The organism is Pseudomonas sp. FSO-7 (assembly GCF_059579345.1).
Map to the genome: position 1 here is coordinate 5,475,803 of NZ_CM184193.1, position 18,850 is coordinate 5,494,652.

General features: G+C 61.8%; 16 protein-coding genes. 5 read left to right on the forward strand and 11 right to left on the reverse strand.

Going from position 1 to position 18,850, the window contains the following annotated elements:
• Positions 1 to 63: 63 nt before the first annotated feature.
• Entirely contained in the window at positions 64 to 867 is an 804-nt protein-coding gene (locus tag AC515T_RS23905) for a SirB1 family protein (protein WP_496530265.1), read from the forward strand.
• A 205-nt stretch (positions 868 to 1,072) separates the two neighbouring features.
• Here AC515T_RS23905 and maiA read toward each other — a convergent pair whose 3' ends face one another.
• Genes maiA through hmgA form a run of 3 tightly spaced genes read right to left on the reverse strand, consistent with a single transcriptional unit; the run spans position 1,073 to position 4,330 of the window.
• The gene (maiA, locus tag AC515T_RS23910) at positions 1,073 to 1,708 is read right to left on the reverse strand and encodes a maleylacetoacetate isomerase (protein WP_496530266.1); all 636 of its coding nucleotides are present in this window, start codon (positions 1,706 to 1,708) and stop codon (positions 1,073 to 1,075) included.
• Positions 1,709 to 1,718: 10 nt separating this feature from the next.
• Positions 1,719 to 3,023, reverse strand: coding sequence for a fumarylacetoacetase (gene fahA, locus AC515T_RS23915; protein WP_496530267.1), 1,305 nt, complete (start codon positions 3,021 to 3,023; stop codon positions 1,719 to 1,721).
• 2 nt (positions 3,024 to 3,025) lie between these two features.
• The gene (gene hmgA, locus AC515T_RS23920; RefSeq protein ID WP_496530268.1) at positions 3,026 to 4,330 is read right to left on the reverse strand and encodes a homogentisate 1,2-dioxygenase; all 1,305 of its coding nucleotides are present in this window, start codon (positions 4,328 to 4,330) and stop codon (positions 3,026 to 3,028) included.
• 153 nt (positions 4,331 to 4,483) lie between these two features.
• Between hmgA and AC515T_RS23925 the strand changes: the two genes are divergently transcribed.
• The gene (locus AC515T_RS23925; RefSeq protein WP_496530269.1) at positions 4,484 to 5,266 is read left to right on the forward strand and encodes an IclR family transcriptional regulator; all 783 of its coding nucleotides are present in this window, start codon (positions 4,484 to 4,486) and stop codon (positions 5,264 to 5,266) included.
• 135 nt (positions 5,267 to 5,401) lie between these two features.
• Here the strand turns inward: AC515T_RS23925 and AC515T_RS23930 are convergent, their stop codons facing one another.
• From AC515T_RS23930 to AC515T_RS23960, 7 genes are all read right to left on the reverse strand, one after another.
• Positions 5,402 to 7,951 carry a helix-turn-helix transcriptional regulator gene (locus AC515T_RS23930; protein ID WP_496530270.1) on the reverse strand — a complete coding sequence of 850 codons (2,550 nt, stop codon included), beginning with the start codon at positions 7,949 to 7,951 and terminating at the stop codon, positions 5,402 to 5,404.
• Positions 7,952 to 8,259: 308 nt separating this feature from the next.
• The gene (locus AC515T_RS23935; protein WP_496530271.1) at positions 8,260 to 9,627 is read right to left on the reverse strand and encodes a DUF1329 domain-containing protein; all 1,368 of its coding nucleotides are present in this window, start codon (positions 9,625 to 9,627) and stop codon (positions 8,260 to 8,262) included.
• A 22-nt stretch (positions 9,628 to 9,649) separates the two neighbouring features.
• Positions 9,650 to 11,443: a DUF1302 domain-containing protein gene (locus AC515T_RS23940; protein WP_496530272.1), complete on the reverse strand. Its 1,794-nt coding sequence runs from the start codon at positions 11,441 to 11,443 to the stop codon at positions 9,650 to 9,652.
• 683 nt (positions 11,444 to 12,126) lie between these two features.
• Positions 12,127 to 13,038: an SDR family oxidoreductase gene (locus AC515T_RS23945; RefSeq protein ID WP_496530273.1), complete on the reverse strand. Its 912-nt coding sequence runs from the start codon at positions 13,036 to 13,038 to the stop codon at positions 12,127 to 12,129.
• Positions 13,039 to 13,394: 356 nt separating this feature from the next.
• Positions 13,395 to 14,297: an alpha/beta fold hydrolase gene (locus AC515T_RS23950; RefSeq protein WP_496530274.1), complete on the reverse strand. Its 903-nt coding sequence runs from the start codon at positions 14,295 to 14,297 to the stop codon at positions 13,395 to 13,397.
• Positions 14,297 to 15,079 carry a class II aldolase/adducin family protein gene (locus AC515T_RS23955; RefSeq protein WP_496530275.1) on the reverse strand — a complete coding sequence of 261 codons (783 nt, stop codon included), beginning with the start codon at positions 15,077 to 15,079 and terminating at the stop codon, positions 14,297 to 14,299. The genes AC515T_RS23950 and AC515T_RS23955 overlap by 1 nt, the downstream gene beginning before the upstream one ends.
• A 140-nt stretch (positions 15,080 to 15,219) precedes the next feature.
• On the reverse strand, positions 15,220 to 15,675 hold the full coding sequence (locus tag AC515T_RS23960; RefSeq protein WP_496530276.1) for a flavodoxin: 456 nt from the start codon (positions 15,673 to 15,675) through the stop codon (positions 15,220 to 15,222).
• A gap of 156 nt (positions 15,676 to 15,831) precedes the next feature.
• Between AC515T_RS23960 and AC515T_RS23965 the strand changes: the two genes are divergently transcribed.
• Together AC515T_RS23965 and AC515T_RS23970 are read left to right on the forward strand one after the other, a co-directional pair.
• A complete protein-coding gene (locus tag AC515T_RS23965; RefSeq protein ID WP_496530277.1) occupies positions 15,832 to 16,305 on the forward strand; it encodes a PAS domain-containing protein in 474 nt (157 codons plus the stop codon).
• Positions 16,306 to 16,359: 54 nt separating this feature from the next.
• A complete protein-coding gene (locus tag AC515T_RS23970; RefSeq protein ID WP_496530278.1) occupies positions 16,360 to 16,965 on the forward strand; it encodes a hypothetical protein in 606 nt (201 codons plus the stop codon).
• A gap of 10 nt (positions 16,966 to 16,975) precedes the next feature.
• Here the strand turns inward: AC515T_RS23970 and AC515T_RS23975 are convergent, their stop codons facing one another.
• Positions 16,976 to 17,935, reverse strand: coding sequence for a MerR family transcriptional regulator (locus AC515T_RS23975; RefSeq protein ID WP_496530279.1), 960 nt, complete (start codon positions 17,933 to 17,935; stop codon positions 16,976 to 16,978).
• A gap of 219 nt (positions 17,936 to 18,154) precedes the next feature.
• Here AC515T_RS23975 and AC515T_RS23980 point away from each other — a divergent pair, with 219 nt between their 5' ends.
• The gene (locus AC515T_RS23980) at positions 18,155 to 18,715 is read left to right on the forward strand and encodes an antibiotic biosynthesis monooxygenase (RefSeq protein ID WP_496530280.1); all 561 of its coding nucleotides are present in this window, start codon (positions 18,155 to 18,157) and stop codon (positions 18,713 to 18,715) included.
• Positions 18,716 to 18,850 lie beyond the last annotated feature (135 nt).

Below are 18,850 nucleotides of genomic sequence, written 5' to 3' on the forward strand. Positions count from 1 at the left end.
CTGTCCGAGACTGGACGAAAATCCATGGCAGGGCTAAAACGGGAGCATAGCCCGGAGAGTTCGATGAAACCGCGCCAAGCCTTTTTTGACTGTCTGCACCGCTCACCACCTGCGCTGTTCGAAGCGGCGTTGTGGATCGCTGCCGAACATGATCGCGACGTCGACGTCCCGGCCTTGCTGAAGGATTTCAAGGAGCTGCAACAGCGGGTCAGCCATGACCTGCCGATGCTGCCTGTCAACGAACTGGGCCAGCCTCTGTTGCGACGGCTCAATGACCTGGGCTTCGCCCAAGACGACTTCACCCCCCTGCGACCACGCGCGGCGTTGCTGGACCAGGTCCTGGTACGCAAGCGCGGGCAGCCCCTGGCCCTCGGGCTGATTGCCCTGGAACTGGCCCGGGGCCTGGAAATTCCGATGGTCGGTGTCAATTTCCCCGGGCATTTCCTGCTGAAGGTGCCCGGCGCCGATCACCTGCTCGATCCATGCGGTGGGCGCCGGCTGTACCCCAATGACTGCCGGGAACTGCTGCAACGCCAATACGGCGCGAACATGTCGCTCAAGGCGGAGCACCTGGTCAACGCCGAGCCGACACAGATGCTGCAGCGCTTGTCGCGCAACCTGCGCCAACTGCATCTGGCGAACGACGATTACATCGCGGCACTGATCGACGCCGAACGGGTGCTGGAACTGGGCAACGCCAGCGCCGCCGATTACCTGGCGCGCGCCAGCCTGTATCAGCGACTCGATTGCCCCAACGCCGAACGCTTCGACCTGGAACATGCGCTGATGCTCAGCGACGATCCGATCCAGCGAATCCGGCTGACGGAGCGGCTGGGGCATTTGCCGCCGAATTCGGTTGTGCATTGAGCGTTGCAGGCGTGTAGATTCAGGTTGCTTGTTGAATCGCTATCGCGAGCAAGCTCGCTCCCACATTGGATCTGCGGCGAACATCAACAGTGAGTTCAATGCGATCAACTGTGGGAGCGAGCTTGCTCGCGATGAGGCAAGCAGCCTCACCATCATTGTGTCTTCCCCATTGCTATCGCGAGCAGGCTCGCTCCCACAGGAGGGATCAAGGGGTATCCGGCTGATTCGCCGGATGCGCCTGTTGGAACGCCCCATGCCCAGCCGCCAATGCCGCTACGCGACGGATCCGTGGATACTCCTGTAAGGAAACATTGAACCGCTCGGCCGCGTACAACTGCGGGATCAGGTACACATCCGCCAGCCCCGGCAGCGCGCCGAAGCAGTAGCCGTCGTCGCCAATCAACTGCTCCACCGCCGCCAAGCCCTGGCTGATCCAATGCCCGATCCACTCCGTCACTTGCGCCTCGTCGTGGCCCCACTGCCGCAGTTTGTTGAGCACGCTGACGTTGTGCAGGGGATGAATGTCGCAACCGATCAACGCGGCGACACCACGCTCGTGGGCGCGCACCGCCAAGTCGGCGCTGAGGAGTGGCACCTGGGGGTAACGCTCCTCCAGGTATTCGATGATGGCCGGTGATTGCACCAGCAACGCACCTTCATCGGTACGCAGCGCCGGCACCCGGCCCTGGGGGTTGATCGCCAGATAGGCCGGCTGGCGATGCTCGCCCCCAGGCGCAGCGATCAGGTTGACGGGCAAGGTCTGGTAATCCAGGCCCTTGAGCGCCAGCGCGATACGCACCCGATAGGACGAGGTGGAGCGGTAGTAGGTATAGAGTTCCATGCGCTGCCCCTCAACGCGCCGACAGGATCTTGCCCCGACACTCGCCGAAGCCGATGGAGGCGAAACCCTCGCGGCGGCAACGGGCCCGCAAGATGATTTCGTCACCGTCCTCAAGGAATCGACGCACTTCGCCAGACGCCAGTTCGATCGGCTTTTTACCGCCTTCGGTGATTTCCAGCAGGCTGCCGAACTGATGGTTTTCAGGCCCCGACAAGGTGCCCGAACCAAACAGGTCGCCGGCCTGCAACTGGCAGCCGTTGACGCTGTGGTGCGCGACCATTTGCGCCACGGTCCAGTACATGTACTGGGTGTTGCTCAACGTCAGGCGCTGGGCCGGCAGGTTCTGCTCGACCATGGCCTCGGTCAGCAACAGGACCTCCAGCTCGATATCGAAGGCACCGCCGGCCTGGTCACGGGTGTCCAGCAGATACGGCAGCGGTTGCGGATCGCCTTCCGGGCGCGCCGGTTGCGGGCGGCGGAACGGTTCCAGAGCCTCGGCCGTGACCACCCACGGCGAAATGCTGGTCAGGAAACTCTTCGACAGAAACGGCCCCAGGGGCTGGTATTCCCAGGCTTGGATATCCCGGGCCGACCAGTCGTTGAGCAGGCAGAACCCGCCAATGTGCTCGGCGGCATCGCCGATGGGGATCGGTTCGCCCAGTGCGTTGCCCTTGCCGATCCAGATGCCCAGCTCCAGCTCATAGTCCAGCCGCGCACACGGGCCGAAGGTTGGCTCGGTCTGGCCGGCCGGCAGGGTCTGGCCCTTGGGACGGCGCACGTCGGTACCGGACGGGCGAATGGTCGAGGCGCGACCGTGGTAACCGATGGGCACGTATTTGTAGTTGGGCAGCAATGGATTGTCGGGGCGAAACAGCTTGCCGACATTCTGCGCGTGCTCGATACCGACGTAGAAGTCGGTGTAGTCGTTGATCCTGGCCGGCAGGTGCATCTGGCAGTCGGCAGCGAGGAGCAGCAGCTTCGCCTCCAGCGCTTCGACCTTGCCGCGCAACGGACTGTCTTCGCGCAACAGTTCCAGCAGTCGTTCACGCAGGGCCACCCGGGCGCCGCGACCCAGGTCGAAAAACCCATTCAACTGGCCGCCAGTCATGGCTTCGACGGCTTGTTGCGCCGCGCCATCGAACAACCCCGCGTGCAGCGCCGCCTGCAGATCGAAAATCCGCTCGCCAATCGCCACGCCACTGCGCTGGGCACCACCATCGACACTGAAGACACCCAATGGCAGGTTCTGCAACGGGAAGTCGGCGTGGCCGTTGGCACTGGCGACCCAGCTACGGGCAGGGGAACTTTGAGTCATGGTTATCTCCGGGTCGGGTCGAACGTGACAGGCAGCGAGGCCCAACAAGCATCGTAGTCGGTTTGCAGTTGCGGGCAGTCCAGGGCGAAACGGCTTGGGCGCAATACCTGGCTGGTCTCGAACATGAACGCCATGGTGTTATCGATTTTAGCCGGCTGAAGATCAGCGTTGATCGCCTTGGTACAGGTCTCGCCGTCCGGGCCATGGGCGCTCATGCAGCTGTGCAAGGACGCACCGCCCGGCAGGAAACCTTCGGCCTTGGCATCGTAGGCGCCCTGGATCAGGCCCATGAATTCGTTCATCAGGTTGCGGTGGAACCACGGCGGACGGAAGGTGTTTTCCGCCACCATCCAGCGGGGCGGGAAGATCACGAAGTCGAGGTTGGCCAAACCGTGGACGCTGGTGGGCGAGGTCAGCACGGTGAAAATCGACGGGTCCGGGTGATCGAAGCTGACTGTGCCAATCGTGTTGAAGCGGCGCAGGTCATATTTGTACGGCACGTTGTTGCCGTGCCAGGCCACCACGTCGAGGGGCGAATGATCCAGCTCACAAGCCCACAGCTCACCGAGGAATTTCTGCACCAGGGTGGTCGGTTGCGCCAGGTTCTCGTAATGGGCGACCGGCGTCAGGAAGTCCCGCGGGTTCGCCAGGCCGTTGCTGCCGATGGGCCCGAGGTCCGGCAGACGCAGCGGGGCGCCATGGTTTTCGGCGAGGTAACCACGGGCCTGTGGGTCGAGCAGTTCAATGCGAAATTTCAGGCCCCGGGGCAGCACGGCGATTTCCAGCGGCGCCAGTTCCAGCACGCCCAGTTCGGTGGCGATCCGCAGCCGCCCCAGTTGCGGCACGATCAGCCATTCGCCGTCGGCATTGAAAAACACCCGCTCCATGGAGCGGTTGGCCCGGTAGTGATACAGGCTGACGCCGGCCGGTTTGTCCGCGCCGGCATTGGCCGCCATGCACACCAGCCCGTCAATGAAGTCGGTGGGTTCGGCGGGAATGTCCAGCGGGTTCCAGCGCAAGCGATTGGGCGTGACTTCACCCAACGGACCGCCCGCCAATTGCCGTTCGAGCTTGGTGAAGGCCGGGTGATTGGCCGACGGCCGGATGCGATACAACCAGGTACGCCGCGCTTCGCTGCGGGCCATGGTGAACGCCGTACCAGAGAACAACTCGGCATAGAGGCCGTACGGGGCTTTCTGCGGGGAGTTCTGGCCGACGGGCAAGGCGCCGGGCAAGGCTTCGCTGGCAAATTCGTTGCCCAAGCCTGATTGGTAAGCCAGGTCCGACGCGGTGGAATCGAGGTTCATGGAGCCTCCTGGGGAATGCGGCCCGTCACTCAACGGAGTGGTTGAGGCGCACCGGGTTATTTTTATCGTAATTCAATTACGAATAACGTAATTTGCTCGACAGCGACCGTCAAGCTATAAAGACGCCCATTCGCCTCTGGACCCTGCGCCTCCATGGAAACCCCGCTCAGCAACGGTAAACAGAAAGTCCGCTCGGCCGAAGTCGGCACCGACATTCTCAAGGCCCTGGCCGAACTCTCCCCCTCCACGTCACTGTCGCGCCTGGCCGAACACGTGCAGATGCCGGCGAGCAAGGTTCATCGCTACTTGCAGGCCTTGATCGCCAGCGGATTTGCCGAGCAGAACGCCGCCACCAATCACTATGGCCTGGGCCGCGAAGCCCTGCGCGTGGGCCTGGCCGCGCTGAACGGCATGGACGTGTTGCAAGTGGCCGCCCTGCCCTTGGCCGAGTTGCGCGACGACTTGAACGAAACCTGCTTCCTGGCGGTGTGGGGCAACCATGGTGCGACCGTGGTGCGCATCGAGCCCGCGGTGCGGTCCGTGACCGTGGTGACGCAACTGGGCTCGGTGTTGCCGCTGCTCAGTTCGTCCACCGGGCTGGTGTTCAGTGCTTATCTGCCAGCGCGCGAGACGGTCGGCCTGCGCGAGCAGGAAGTGCAAGGCACCGAGCACCACGCCCTGGCCGACGACCGCGCCTATGCCACCCTGTGCGAGCAGATTCGCAACCGCGGCCTGCACCATGTGCATGGCTTGCTGATGCCGGGCGTGGACGCCTTGTCCGCGCCGGTCTTCAATGCCGTCGGCGAGGTGAAGGCGGTGATGACCATCGTCGGCCCGACCTCGCTGTTCCACGCCGATGAAAACGGCCCGGCGGCGCAACGACTGTTGGCGGCGACCCGGGCCGTGAGTTGGCGGATGGGGTATGAAGGTCCGTAGGGATAAATCCTTTGCAGGCTTTTCAGTCAAACTGGCCACAATGTCGATGACGATTTTTCAAAGGCGATCAAATCCAGCGCCTTTAGCCGGTCTTCGGCGGCAAAGGAATAACGCTTGCTGAATAGATCATTGCCTCTAACCCATCACCCCCATGACCTTGGCTTTTGCCACTGCCTGTGTACGTCGCTGCACACCCAACTTGCTGTGGATTCGCCGCGCATGGGTTTTCACCGTGTGCAACGAGATGAACAACTGTTCGGCAATCTGTTGGTTTGAATGCCCTTGGGCAATCAGCTCCAGGACCTCCAGCTCGCGATGACTGAGCAAGGTGTCCTCGCCGGTGACGGGCGACTCGGCCTGCTCCGCCGATTGGCCCCAGCGCAACAGCTCGGGCTGGCGCAAGCGCAGCTCGCACAACGCTTGCTGGGCCCGCCAGCACGTGACTCGCTTGAGCCCCTCCTGCAGGCGTTCCCGGGCCTGGGCGCGATCGCCGGACAACCAGACGACCTCCGTCAGCACCAGGTGCAGTTCGGTTTCCAGGCTGTGCATTTCACCGTGCTGTGCCTGGGCGATCATGGCCTGCAGGCGTGCCTGAGGGTCCTGTGCCCGCTGCAAGTAGACCTCGGCCAGCACCAGCAGGTATTCAAGTTTCGCAATCAACTCCAGGGTCGCGGGAGGCGCGTGCTTGGCCTGCGGTCCACGAAAATGCCGCAGGACGCGGGTCAAGGCTTCATGGGCCAGTTCCGCCCGCCCCTGTTGCAACCAGAACTGGCAGCTGGTTTGCAACAACACGCCCCGGTAAACGGTGTCGGGGATGTGCCGCTGCTGCATGATCCGCTCGGCATCGCGCAGATGCATGAAGGCCTCGCCGTAGTCGCCTTGGTTGGCCGCCAGGCAGGCCTTGCCGAGAAAACCATAGAGCACCTGTTTGTCCTGGCTGTGCAGGCCCGTTTCCAAGCCGGTTTGAAAGTGCTCGGCGGCCCGTTCCTCAAACCCCATGCGCAATGCCAGGCGCCCGCGCCGCAGGGCAATCCGTCCCAACAATGCAGAGAAGTCCTGGCCCGGTTTATCCAGCAGCGCCTGCACGGCAGCCAGCAGATGATCGGCTCGATGCGGCGCACCACGTTGTTCCAGGACCTGGGCGTGGTCCAGTTCCAGCAACCCTTCAAAGACCAGCGAGCCTTGCGCACGCGCCAGGCATAGTGCCTGGCGGTTGATCCATTGCGCCGAGGCCAGTTCGCCGGCAAGCAGCGCCTGCTGTGTCAGCCCCCCCAGGCACAGCACCCGTTGGGACCAGGCCTCGGGGTCCAGGCTGGCCTGGGCCTGGAGGAAATGTTCGCGCGCCGGTTCGCCATCGCCCGAGAGGTGCAGCAACCAGCCGCGCAAGACCAGCCACCTTGCCAACACCTGTCGCTGCCGACAGGCCGAAGGCTGCGGCAGGAACCTGGCCAGTTGCTCGATACAGATCGACGCCTCGTCGAAGCGTCCGGCGAACAGCAGTGCAGCGGTGACCAGCCCCACCGATTGCGGCGTGGCAAGGGTCAGCGCGTCGCCTTGTTGGTCGTGCAAGCTCAGCAACAGCGCCACGTTGCGACGCTGCAAGACATGCTCGAAGCTCAAATGCTGCAAGAAACTGACGGCGGTCTCGAACTCCTCGGCCAACATGGCTTGCTCGAACGCCATTTGCCAGTCCTGCTCGGCCGCAAACCACTGGCAGGCCCGTCGATGCCAGGAGCGGCCCTGGGACCAGGGCTCTTCACGCACCAACCGGGCCAGGGCCGGGAAAATCTGCAACCAATCCGACGTCTGCTCCCACGGCTCGATGAAACACCCCAGGTCCAGCAATAACGGCAGGCATTGCGCGCCCACCGTATCGCCGAACAAATGCTCGCACAGCCGGGCATTGAAGCGCGGCAGATGCGCCAGCACGCGCCAGGCCTGTGCCAGGTCCGGGGTCAGCGTGCTGAACAGTTCGTACTCCAGGTAGTCGAGCAAGGTTCCCGGCCGCCCCGGCGTCGCATGACTGCGCGCCCATTCGCAGCGCTCAAGCAGGGTGATGCGCACCCCGGCACACCAGCCACCATTACGCTGAATCACCTCGCGGGCCGTGCGGGCGGCCTGGGGGCCGGGCAGATGACGAAGCAGTGGCTGGACATCATCAGGGGTGAAGAACAACGCCTGCGGGTCAAACTCGTGCAGCTCGTCGTCGAGCAACAGCCGCGGCCAGTTGCAGTGGGGGCGACGGCGGCCATTCAACCACAGGTGCAACGCCGGACTGCTGGTGTTCAACAATCGGTCGAGCAGTTGGTCCAGTTCGGGATTGGGCACCCGACAATAGTCGTCCAGAAATAACCAGGTAGGCGTCTGTAAACGTGCCAGGTGAGCCAACAGCCCCGCTTCATCCTGCATCGGCAGCCCGAGGGTCAGTGCCAGGTGCTCGCACATTTGCGCCGCGCTCAACGCCGCGCCCCCCAGGGGCAACCAATGCAGCCGGCAGTCGCTGGGAGCCTGCAGGAAACACTCGGCGAATAACGCACTCTTGCCGCTGCCCGCTGGCGCGCAGAGCAGTTTTACCCGCGCCTCGGAAGCCAGCAGCGGCTCGCTCAGGGACCGCCGCGGCAGATGCGTCGAGGACAGGCGAGGCAGCAATCCTGGACGGTCCGGACACGGGGTCATGGCGGTCATGTGGGCGATCCTGTTTATTGTTATCTCTCCACCCTAGTCCTGTGTTGCCAACCTTTGGAGAAGTATTCAGCGCGCTGATTGGCGCCCATAAAAAAACGACCGGCAGGGAGGAACTGCCGATCGTCATGCCTGATTCAAGTCAGACTCGGTCCCGTGGCGAGGGAGCTTGCTCCCGCTGGGCTGCGCAGCAGCCCCAAAACGGCCCATTCAATGCACCTGATACATCGAGCCGCCTGGTTTCAGGGCCGCTGCGCGCCCCCAGCGGGAGCAAGCTCCCTCGCCACAGGTGCGGTGTCTCGCCCGAAGGGTTAGCGAACCCCGGTCGAACGCAGCGCCGCCGGCGTGTAGTCGGCTGCCCGGGCTTCGAAGCCGTACTCGTAGCTGTGTTTCTCTTCGTTCTTCATCCCCAGCGCGATGTAGCGGCCGGCGATGATGTCGTAGAGCGCCTCCAGGGTGTAGCCCGGGTTCTGATGGTCGTAGTAGAACTGGGCATGACCTTCGGCCACCCGCCACAGTTGGCCGCGACCGTCATAGTGATCCACCAGTGCCGCCTGCCAGCTGTCCTCGTCGATGTACATGTGGCGCTTGGCATAGATGTGCCGTTCGCTGGGCTTGACCGTACCCACCACTTCCCAGACCCGGTGCAACTCATAGCGGGTCAGGTCCTGGTTGATGTGGCCGGCCTTGATCACGTCGTCGTACTTGAGGCTTGGCGAATCGAGCTTGTAGCTGTTGTACGGGATGTACATTTCCTTCTTGCCGATCAGCTTCCAGTCGTAGCGATCCGGCGCGCCGGAAAACAGGTCGAAGTTGTCGGAGGTGCGCAAGCCGTCGGCGGCGGTGCCCGGGCCGTCGTAGGCCACTTGCGGGGCGCGACGCACACGGCGCTGGCCGGCGTTGTAGATCCAGGCCAGGCGTGGCTCCTTCACTTGGTCGAGGGTCTCATGCACCAGCAACACGTTACCGGCCAGGCGCGCCGGGGCGGTCACTTCCTGCTTGAAATAGGTCAATACGTTGCCGGCTTTTTCCGGGTCGGCGTCCTTGATCAGGAACGGCACCGCGATTTCTTCTTCGAAGCGGATCGGCGTGAAGCTGCCATTGGTTTGCGGCGTAGCTTGGGTGATGATGCGCCGCAGGTTGCCGCCGTGATAGCGCGTCACGTGGTTCCACAGCACCTCTACGCCGTTCTTCGGAATCGGGAACGCGTAGTAGCGGTTGCCGGTGAAATTGGCCAGGCCGTTACCGTCGTTGATCGCGTTCACATTGAGCGCACTGCGCTTGGCCGACTCGTAGATTTCCGGTGGCAGGCCGACGCTGCGGTGGGTCGGGTAGACCGGGATCTTGTAGGTCTCCGGGTAGCGCTTGAACATCGCGACCTGGCCTTCGGACAGCTTGTCCTTGTACTTGTCCACGGTCGCGGCGGTGATGGTGAACAGCGGTTTTTCATTGGCGAACGGGTCGGCCAGAAAGCCCTTGCTGTCCACGGCCCCGGCATTTTTCGGGATGCCGCCGGTCCAGGCCGGGATCGAGCCATCGGCATTGCCGGCCTTCTCCGCACCGATTGGCGTGAGGCTGGTGCCCAGCTTGTTCGCTTCCTCCGGCGAAACCGCCGCCATCACGTTCGCGGCCAGCAGGCTCAAGGCCAGGGCACCGCATTGCAGGATCATCTTGCGCATTGGGTTTTCCTTGTCAGCCAGATCAGAAGTTCACGCCGAAGCTCAGCGCGAGGAAATCGCGGTCTTCGAGAACGTTGTAATCGCCGCCAAAAAAGTCGGTGTAGCTCAGGCTGGCGGTGTAGGTGTTGCGGTAGTCGGCATCGACACCAACGCTGACGGCCTTGGCGCCTTCGTTGAACAGACCGTTGGGGCCGTAACCGGCCACGTCGTGGGACCAGGACACGTTGGGCTTGAAGTTCACCCCGCCGATCACGTTGGAGTAGTCGAGAATCGCCCGGGCGCGGTAGCCCCAGGACGTCGAGGTGACGAAACCATCGGTGTCGCCCTGGAAGCCGTATTGGCCATAGACCGAATCACGGCCATAACGCAGCTTGTCCTTGGACTCCAGGCCGCCGACATGCACCACCGCCGCCTCGCCGACCAGGGTCAGGCGATCAGCCCCCAGCACCTGATCGAAGAAATGCGTCAGGGTGCTCTGGACCTGGGTCACCTCCTTGCGACGGTAACCGGTGTTGTCGGCACCCGGCGTGGTCGCGATAGGCGACGCCGCGCCACCGGCAATCGGGTTGACCAGGGCCAGCGTCAAGTCGTTGGTATTGACCTGCACCGGCGCATTGGGACGGTAGCTGACTTCCCCGGTCCACGCGGTGCCGGTGGGCAACGTGGTGGAGAAACTGGCGCCGTACAGGCGGATGTCTTCCGGGTATTCAAGGTAGTACCCGCCGCGGCCCAGCATCACGCTTTGCGCCAGGCCCGCACCGCTGCCTGGGGCCAGGCCGTTGGCAATCGCGACCATGCCCGGCAACGCCGTCAGCGTCGAGAGCCCCGCCGTGGTGGTCCCGACGGTAGGCGTACGGCTGTGGTAATTCATGAAGTACAGGCCATACTCGGTGTCATCGCCGAGCCAGCGCAACGCCGTGCCCCACTGGCCGGAGTCGCGGGCGTCACGGTCGCCGCCACGGGGAATGATCACCCCTTCGCTGGACACCTGGATTTCCTGGCCGAATGCCCGGGTCAAGGGCACGAACGGCGCAATCGCCGGACTGCCCACGGTGTAGCCACTGGTGCAACCATCGGCCACCACGTCGTTGCCGAAGAACGTGCCGCAGTTATCCACCACGGTCTGGTCCCACTCCAACTGGTAGAACCCTTCGATGGTGAGCTTGTCGGTCAGGCCTTGGGAGGCGAACAGCATGTTCACCGGGATCAGGCCTTCCTTGATCTCCGCACCGGGACGACGGAATGCGGACACGTCCACCGGGTTGATGCTGTTGATGGAGTTGCCGATGAAGGTACTTTCCCCCCAACTGACCACCTGCTTGCCGGCGCGCACGGTGCCCGGCAAATCAGCGATGGAATAGTTGTGATAGACGAAGGCATCGAGAATCTGTGCTCCCGAGGACTTGGCGCCTTCCTTGCGATTGCTGTCGCTGATGTCCTTGAACTCGCGGCCTTCATCCTTGAGTTCGAAGTCATACCAGTACTTGCCGCGCACGAACACACCGGTATCGCCGTACTTGAGTTCGAGGTCGTGCAGGCCCTTGAAGATTTTGGAAAAGGTCTCGCCTTTCTTGAAGTTCAGCCGTCCATCATCACCGGTGGAGGATTGGCCCCGGCCGCCGTTGACCGTGCCGACCAGGTCCTTGTCGGCGTCGCGCATGCCCCAGCTCGCGCCCACGGACAGCGACGAATCGAACTGACCCTCGATCTCGCCAATATTGAATGAAACGGCCTGCGCCTGGGCAGAGCAACCCAAGGCCACCGCGACGGCCAGCGCCTGCGGCTTGAAGATGGCGCGCATTGTTATTGTTGTCATGCGTCTTCCCCGGTGAGTGACAGAGGCTTCACCCTACTGCCGCACGCCATGGGCGATAAGCGCACCAAGGAGGTATTCGCGCTGTACCTCAAAAGGATTACAGCACTTGCACAGCGGGCCTTTGCGCGGCGCATGGACAGACTGGATGATGGATCATCAGCGCCACGCATACCCCTGCCCCACCTGGGACTGTTACGCGCCCTGCAACGGTGCATGTCCGGATCCGGGCTGTTTCCCACCGGGCTCGATCCCTATGCTGGCCGGGCTTGCGGTGCAACGGGCCTGCAAGCACAAGTCGCCATGGCAACCCTCCTGCCTGGCGCACCGTCATTCGGATGGATTGGCGCATCGGTCCATCATCCCGTTTTTATCGACGTTGGTTTGTAGCTCCTTTGCAACGTCATGTTTAGGCCGCTGCTTTTTGCAGCGGCTTTTTTTATGCGAACGGAAAACAGCACGCCTGACAGGAGAGGATGAGCAGTTGGGGGAATCGACGTAGCCTGAACGAGACTTCGATTGGCGTTGAAATCGTCAACCTCGTCACTGATCACTCAGGGCACTTCCGCCCGGCGAATATGACGGTGTGATGGAATATCGAGACCTGAGAACCGGCGGCCCTGGAGAAAATATTGTCCATGAGCACGGTTGCCACGGCTGGCAGCAACCGGCCCGGGCAGTGAGCCTTAGATGGCGTGGCGCTGCAGGTTCGCCATCATTTCTTTCAAGGCTTCCAGGTTGTCGTTCGGGTGCACCGCATGCTCGAAGTCGCAGATCTGCTGCCAATGGGCGGCGACGTCTTCGGGCGAAAAGCCTTTGCGCGGGTCGAAGCCCGCACCCAGGCTGCGCTCCCAGCGCACCTTGCCCATCCAGCCGCCGCCCACTTCGAACAGGCCGGAGGTTTCCTGGCAAGTCTCACTCGCGAGGTATACCACCAGCGGGCTGACGAGTTCGGGCTTGAGCTGTTCGAATACCTGCGGCGGGATCAGGCCTTCGGTCATGCGGGTGCCGCCAGTGGGGGCGATGGCATTGACCAGGATGTTGTTCTTGCGGCCTTCGATGGCCAGGGTCCGCGTCAGGCCATAAAGGCCGAGCTTGGCCATGCCGTAGTTGGATTGGCCGAAGTTGCCGTAGATGCCGGAGGTGGAGGCGGTGAAGATCACCCGTCCGTAGTTTTGCTCGCGCAGGTGCGGCCATGCGGCCCGGGTCACCTTGTAGGCGCCCTCGACGTGGACGCGGTAGACCAGGTCCCAATCGGCGTCGTCCATTTTGTGGAACGTCTTGTCCCGCAGGATCCCGGCATTGTTGACCACCACATCGACGCGACCGAACGCGTCGAGCGCGTTTTGCACCAGCTTGTCGCCATCGGTCACCGAGTCGTGGTTGGCCTCGGCGATGCCGCCCGCCTCGCGGATTTCGGCGACCACCCGGTCCGCTGCCGAGGCATTGGCCCCCTCCCCTTGAGCCGAGCCGCCCAGGTCGTTGACCAGCACTTTCGCGCCTTGTTTGGCGAACAGCAACGCATGGGCGCGTCCCAGGCCTCCGCCAGCTCCTGTGACGATCACGACTTTATCTTCGAAGCGCACAGACTCACTCATGGCAGAACTCCAGCAGGCGGATAGGACAATGGGTACGAGTGTCCGGCACCTGTCGGCCGGTCACAATCAACACGGTTGCCAGTGAATGGTGGGCGATAAGGTGGGGGGATGATGCGGGCCCAAGCCTCGGGAGCGCGTGCGATTTTCCTGCTGGCAGATGCACCGCTATCGCGAGCAGGCTCGCTCCCACAAGGTGATTTATGTTGCCCACAAATTCTGTATTCACCATCAATCCACTGTGGGAGCGAGCTTGCTCGCGATAGCGGTGTTTCAGTCAATACACAGGGTGGCTGTGCTGACGCTATCGCGAGCAAGCTCGCTCCCACCCACAGATCTGCTTCTGCAGTGCCGAGTCGTCAGGAATAGGCCATTTGTCTGTGCGGTGCGGCGATGGCTTCGCGAAACGCCAGGTAATGCTCGAACACCTGCACCGGTGCCTCGGTGTGCGGGTAATGACCGATGTCGGGCAGCAATACCGTGTCCGGGTTCGGGATCAGCGCCTCGTAGCGCGCCACCATATGCTCACCGGAAATCGGATCGACCGCACCGTTGATCACCCGCAGCGGCACGTCGCCGCGCTGCATCGCCTGCACCCAGCGATTACGCTGCACACGGCGTTCGGGAATATAGCCGATGAGTTTGTGCATGATCCGCGGCCCGTGATGGGTCTCCACCAGGCTCCAGAAGTCATCCAGCTCACTTTCGGTAGGACCGGTCCTGGGGCCGAAAATCTTCCGAAAGCTGCAGGCCAGGCTTTCCCGGCAGAACATCCGCCCCAGCAGCCAGCCCAGGGGGCTTAACAAGAGTTTCTGGGCCCATACCGGGCGGTGGGTTTCGGGGAACAGGCCGCCATTGAGAAAGACACAGCTGTCGAGATGGATGCGTGCTTCGTAATGCCGCGCAAGCAGCTCCTGGGCCACGCTGTCGCCATAATCATGGGCCAGCACATGCACCGCGCCCTTCACATTCAGGTGCGCCAGCAAGGCCTGTTGCAGATCGGCCTGCTCCAGCAGGCTGTAGACGTGATCCGTCGGTTTGGCGGAATCGCCGAAACCGAGCATGTCGCACGCGATCACCCGATAGCGTTGCGCCAAGGGTTGCCACAGGTGATGCCAATCCCAACTGGCGGTGGGGAAACCATGGATCAGCAGCAGCGGCTCGCCCTGGCCCGCCGTCCAATAATGGATGGCATGGCCACGGAAAATGAAGGTCTGGCTGCGCTGGCGCCAGATACGCAGGGGAATCTGGGCCAGGGGCATCAACTTCTATACCCGGTGTCGTGTTGATCGAGCTTGCGCAGCAACGCCGGCCAGGCCAACGCGCCGCCCATGCCTTGGGCGCTTTTGGTCACCCCGGCGATCATCGCCCGGGCGCCGGCCAGAATCTGCGGCTCGATGGCTATCAATTCGGCTCCACCGTTCTGGGCCAGGACCTGAATGTCACAGGCCCGTTGAAAGGTGAACATCATCAGGAAGGTATCGGCAATGGTGCCACCGCATGTCAGCAAGCCGTGGTTGTGCAGCATCAGGAAATTGCTTTCGCCCAGGTCGGCCTGCAGGCGCGCTTTCTCTTCGTGATTCAAGGCCACCCCTTCGTAAGCGTGATAGCCCAGGCTCGACAGCACGAACAGCGCTTGCTGGCTGATCGGCAACACACCTTGCTTCTGCGCCGATACCGCGACGCCGGCGGCGGTGTGGGTGTGCAGCACACACGCCACATCATGGCGCACCTCATGCACCGCACTGTGGATGGTGTAGCCGGCCGGGTTGATCTCGTAGGGGCTGTCCATCAACTTGTTACCGGCCTGGTCGACCTTGACCAGGCTCGAGGCGGTGACTTCATGGAACATCAACCCGAACGGGTTGATCAAAAAATCCTCGGTGCCGGGGACCTTCGCCGAGATATGGGTGAAGATCAGGTCATCCCAACCATGCAGTGCGACCAGCCGATAACAGGCGGCAAGGTCCACCCGGGTTTGCCATTCGGCCGCACTGACCTGGTCCTTGATACTGAGTGTCGTTTGGATAGGCGCTACGCTCACGGCTCTGACCTCTGGTTTCTTCTTATAGGAGTCTTGTCATCAAAACGTCTTACGCAAGAAAATCAGTCTAGTCAGGTCTTCCAGAGGCGGTAGTTGCATTGGCAGCCAGCTTACTGGCCAAACGAGTCACCGCATCCGCTTCAAGGACGCAACGTGTCGCTCAATTCAGCCAGCCACGGCTCGGCGTCGGTTTCCGGCGTGACGCTTTCGCTGGCATCCAGACGCAACATCGGCAGCACCTCGCGCACGCCCAGTTCAGCGAACAATTCGCACATCTGCTCGCCGCCGGCGCAGAAGGTATCCCCATAGCTGGCGTCGCCCAGGCCGATCACCGCGCCGGGCAAGCCGCGAAAGAACCCTGGCAATTGGTCGCGGAGGGTCGAATACAACGGCATCAAACTGTCTGGCAACTCACCCATGCCGGTCGTGGAAGTCACCGCCAGCAGGGCTTCTGGCGCGAATGCCTGGACATCCGCCAGGGTCGCACGAGGGTTGTGCCAGGCGTCGAAGCCCGCCTCGCGAAGCAGTTTGGCGGCGTGCCGGGCGACTTCTTCGGCGGTGCCATACACCGAGCCGGAAAGAATGGCGACTTTCATCAATCTGATCCTGAACCTGGAAAAAAGAGCCGGGATAGTACCAGTTGAACCTGCCAGGCTGCGAATGGCTCTCAACGGCAGTAATGGCCAGTGGACAGCTTATCGATTTCTTCTAAAATGCGGCTTCAACACGGATGTCCAAAAGGGCTCTTTCCAATGATCAACGCTCAATTGATGCAACTGGTCATCGATGCTTCCAACGACGGAATTGTCATTGCTGAGAAAGAAGGTGACGACAATATCCTGATCTACGTGAACCCGGCCTTCGAACGCTTGACCGGCTATCACCGCGACGAAATCCTTTACCAGGATTGCCGCTTCCTGCAGTCGGGCGATCGGGACCAGCCGTCCCTGGAGCCCATTCGCAAGGCTTTGCGAGAGGGCGGTGCCTGCCGTGAAGTGCTGCGAAACTATCGCAAGGACGGCACGCCGTTCTGGAATGAGCTGTCATTGTCCACGGTAAAAAACCAGGCTGACGGGCATACCTATTTCGTGGGTGTGCAAAAAGACGTCACGATCCAGGTCAAGGCTCAACAACGGGTCGCGCAGCTGGAAAAGGAGCTGGCCGAAGCGCGGAAAACGATTGCCCGGCTTGAAGCGACGAACGGTTCAAACAAAACCACGAATTAAGGGTCAGTCACTACAATCACCAGTGAAAATGTAAATCATCATTTCGAGCCGACCATGCAGCGCGACGCCCTTCTGACGCAGGATGAACTGGATTTCATCCGGTCCATGCAACACAACCCGCAGTTGAACGAGCGGGATGTCACGTCGAGCTTGCTGGTCAACGGTGGGTCGCAGATCCGTGACTTGCTGACGCGTCTGGCGGCGAATGAGCAGGTCACACTGCAAGCCAATTTCGAAAACCAGCAAATGACCTTTCCATTGCACCTGGTGGAAGACGAATTCCATGCGATGCACCTGCGCCTGGGTGTGCCGAGCATCTACGAAGACGGACCGAAGATACGCCCATGGCGCCTGACGCTCGACGAGCCGGTGGCGCTGGAAAATATCAAGGGCCAGCCGGGACCGCTCTGGGTTCACGAAGTGTCCTGCAAGGGTGTATTGCTGGAAAACCGCGGCCGCACCAAGCCACCGAAGCAGTTTGCCTTGTGGTTCAGCCCATCAGGTTACGAGAGAATTTCGTTGCGAGGCACCTTCGAACGGGAAACCGACCGAGGGTTGCTGGCTTATCACTTGAACCAGAATGACCAGGACGAGACCGAGCGCCTTCGCCAGTACATCCTGCAGCAACATCGCCTGACCCATCCCACCATGCACCTCTAGTGACACTCACTCAGGTGTCGAGGTTGCCTGCCAGAAATTGACGCAGGCGCTGGTGTATCATCTTTCCTTCATTGCCCAGGCAACCGATTGACGAGCCAGCCAGGCTTTCCTGCGTCAGGTCGGACGCATCACCGGCCAGCATCAACGGACAATCCAGGCTCATCGCCAATTTGCCCAGGCGCTTGGGCAAGTCCGGAAGCGGCGCGTGATTGGAAACCAGCACCAATGCCAGCGGCTGGATCTTCTGGCACACCAGAGTGAGTTCGTTGAACGGCAAGCCGACCGACAGCGCCCTGACGCCCACATCCGCCTTGGACAGGAACAACGCCGTGACCAGCAACTCCAGCTCACGGCACTGGCCGGCAATGGCACAAACCAGGACACGCGGCGACGTGCCTTCGCGCTTGAGCAAAAGCCGCTGGATGATGCGCGAACGCAGGAATCCGTCCAAAAACACCCATTCACTGATTTGTCCGAACTCTGGCTGGCGATACAGCATTTGACGCCAAAGCGGCATCAGGATGTTCTGGAATACGATCGGCTCGCTGTAAGTAGAAAAAACCTGCCCGTAGACGCGATCCAGCTCCACATCGTCAAAGTTGCCAACCGCCTCCGCCACCTGTTGCTGCCACCGGGCGTGATCGGCCCTGACCAGGTCGGATGAAATCAGGGTGGAGATCGGTTGCACCGCCTCGGTCTTGGCCAGGATCTTGCCCACTTTGCTCACGGCCACGCCGCGTTCGATCCAGGCCAGAATGCTGCGAACCTTTTCGATATCACTCAACGAGTACAGGCGATGCCCGCTTTCGGTGCGGGTGGGCTGGATCAAACCGTAGCGTCGCTCCCATGCGCGCAGGGTCACGGGATTCACGCCGGTCATGCGCGCGACTTCGCGAATGGGGAACAGATCTTCCCTTTTCAAGGCACCTGATGCCTGGAAAATAAAGCTATCCTCTGTGATTACGCTCATTTTGGCAGACAATTCCGGCTGGCAAATTGGATCCTATCTTCCTCCTCCAAGACACGTCATGACAAGGACAAACGTATTCAAATGCGCGGTTTTGTTGTTTTACGCGCCATCGGGAATAATCCTTGCCTGTTTTTTGGCGACCAGACGCTCCCACCACCCCGGGGCGTCCCCCGCACACCTCCTATCCGGAGCGCTGCGCCTGTCTTACGGAGATACATAATGTCTACCTCACCCGTCACTCTGATGGTGGCCCGCCGCGTCGCCAATGGACGCTATCAGGACCTGATCGCCTGGTTGCGCGAAGGCGAACAATTGGCCACTGACTTTCCCGGCTACCTGGGCTCCGGCGTGCTCGCGCCACCGCCCCAGGACGATGAATTCCAGATCATTTTCCGTTTTGCCGACGAGCAGACACTGCACGCCTGGGAACACTCCGCCTCGCGCACGGCTTGGCTGGGACGGGGCAGCGATCTGTTTGCCCATCCCTCCGAACATCGGGTGCGCGGCATCGATGGCTGGTTCGGCGCGGTCGGCCAGCGTCCGCCCCGCTGGAAACAGGCCGTGGCCATCTGGCTCGCGTTCTTTCCCGTGTCGCTGTTGTTCAATTTCCTGTTGGGACCGCTGCTGGGCGAACTGGGCCTGTTGAGCCGCGTGCTCATCAGCACACTTATCCTGACGCCGCTGATGGTCTACCTGTTTATCCCGATGTCGACCCATCTGCTGGCGAACTGGCTCAACGGCGCACCGCAACGGGCGTTGCCGGCTACGCAGAACCAATGATGCCACCCGCCTGAACAGTGATTCCTGTGGGAGCGAGCTTGCTCGCGATGACGGCCTGACCTTCAATATCTTCATTGACGGTCACACCGCTATCGCGAGCAAGCTCGCTCCCACAGAGGGAAGTTGAGTCGCTAC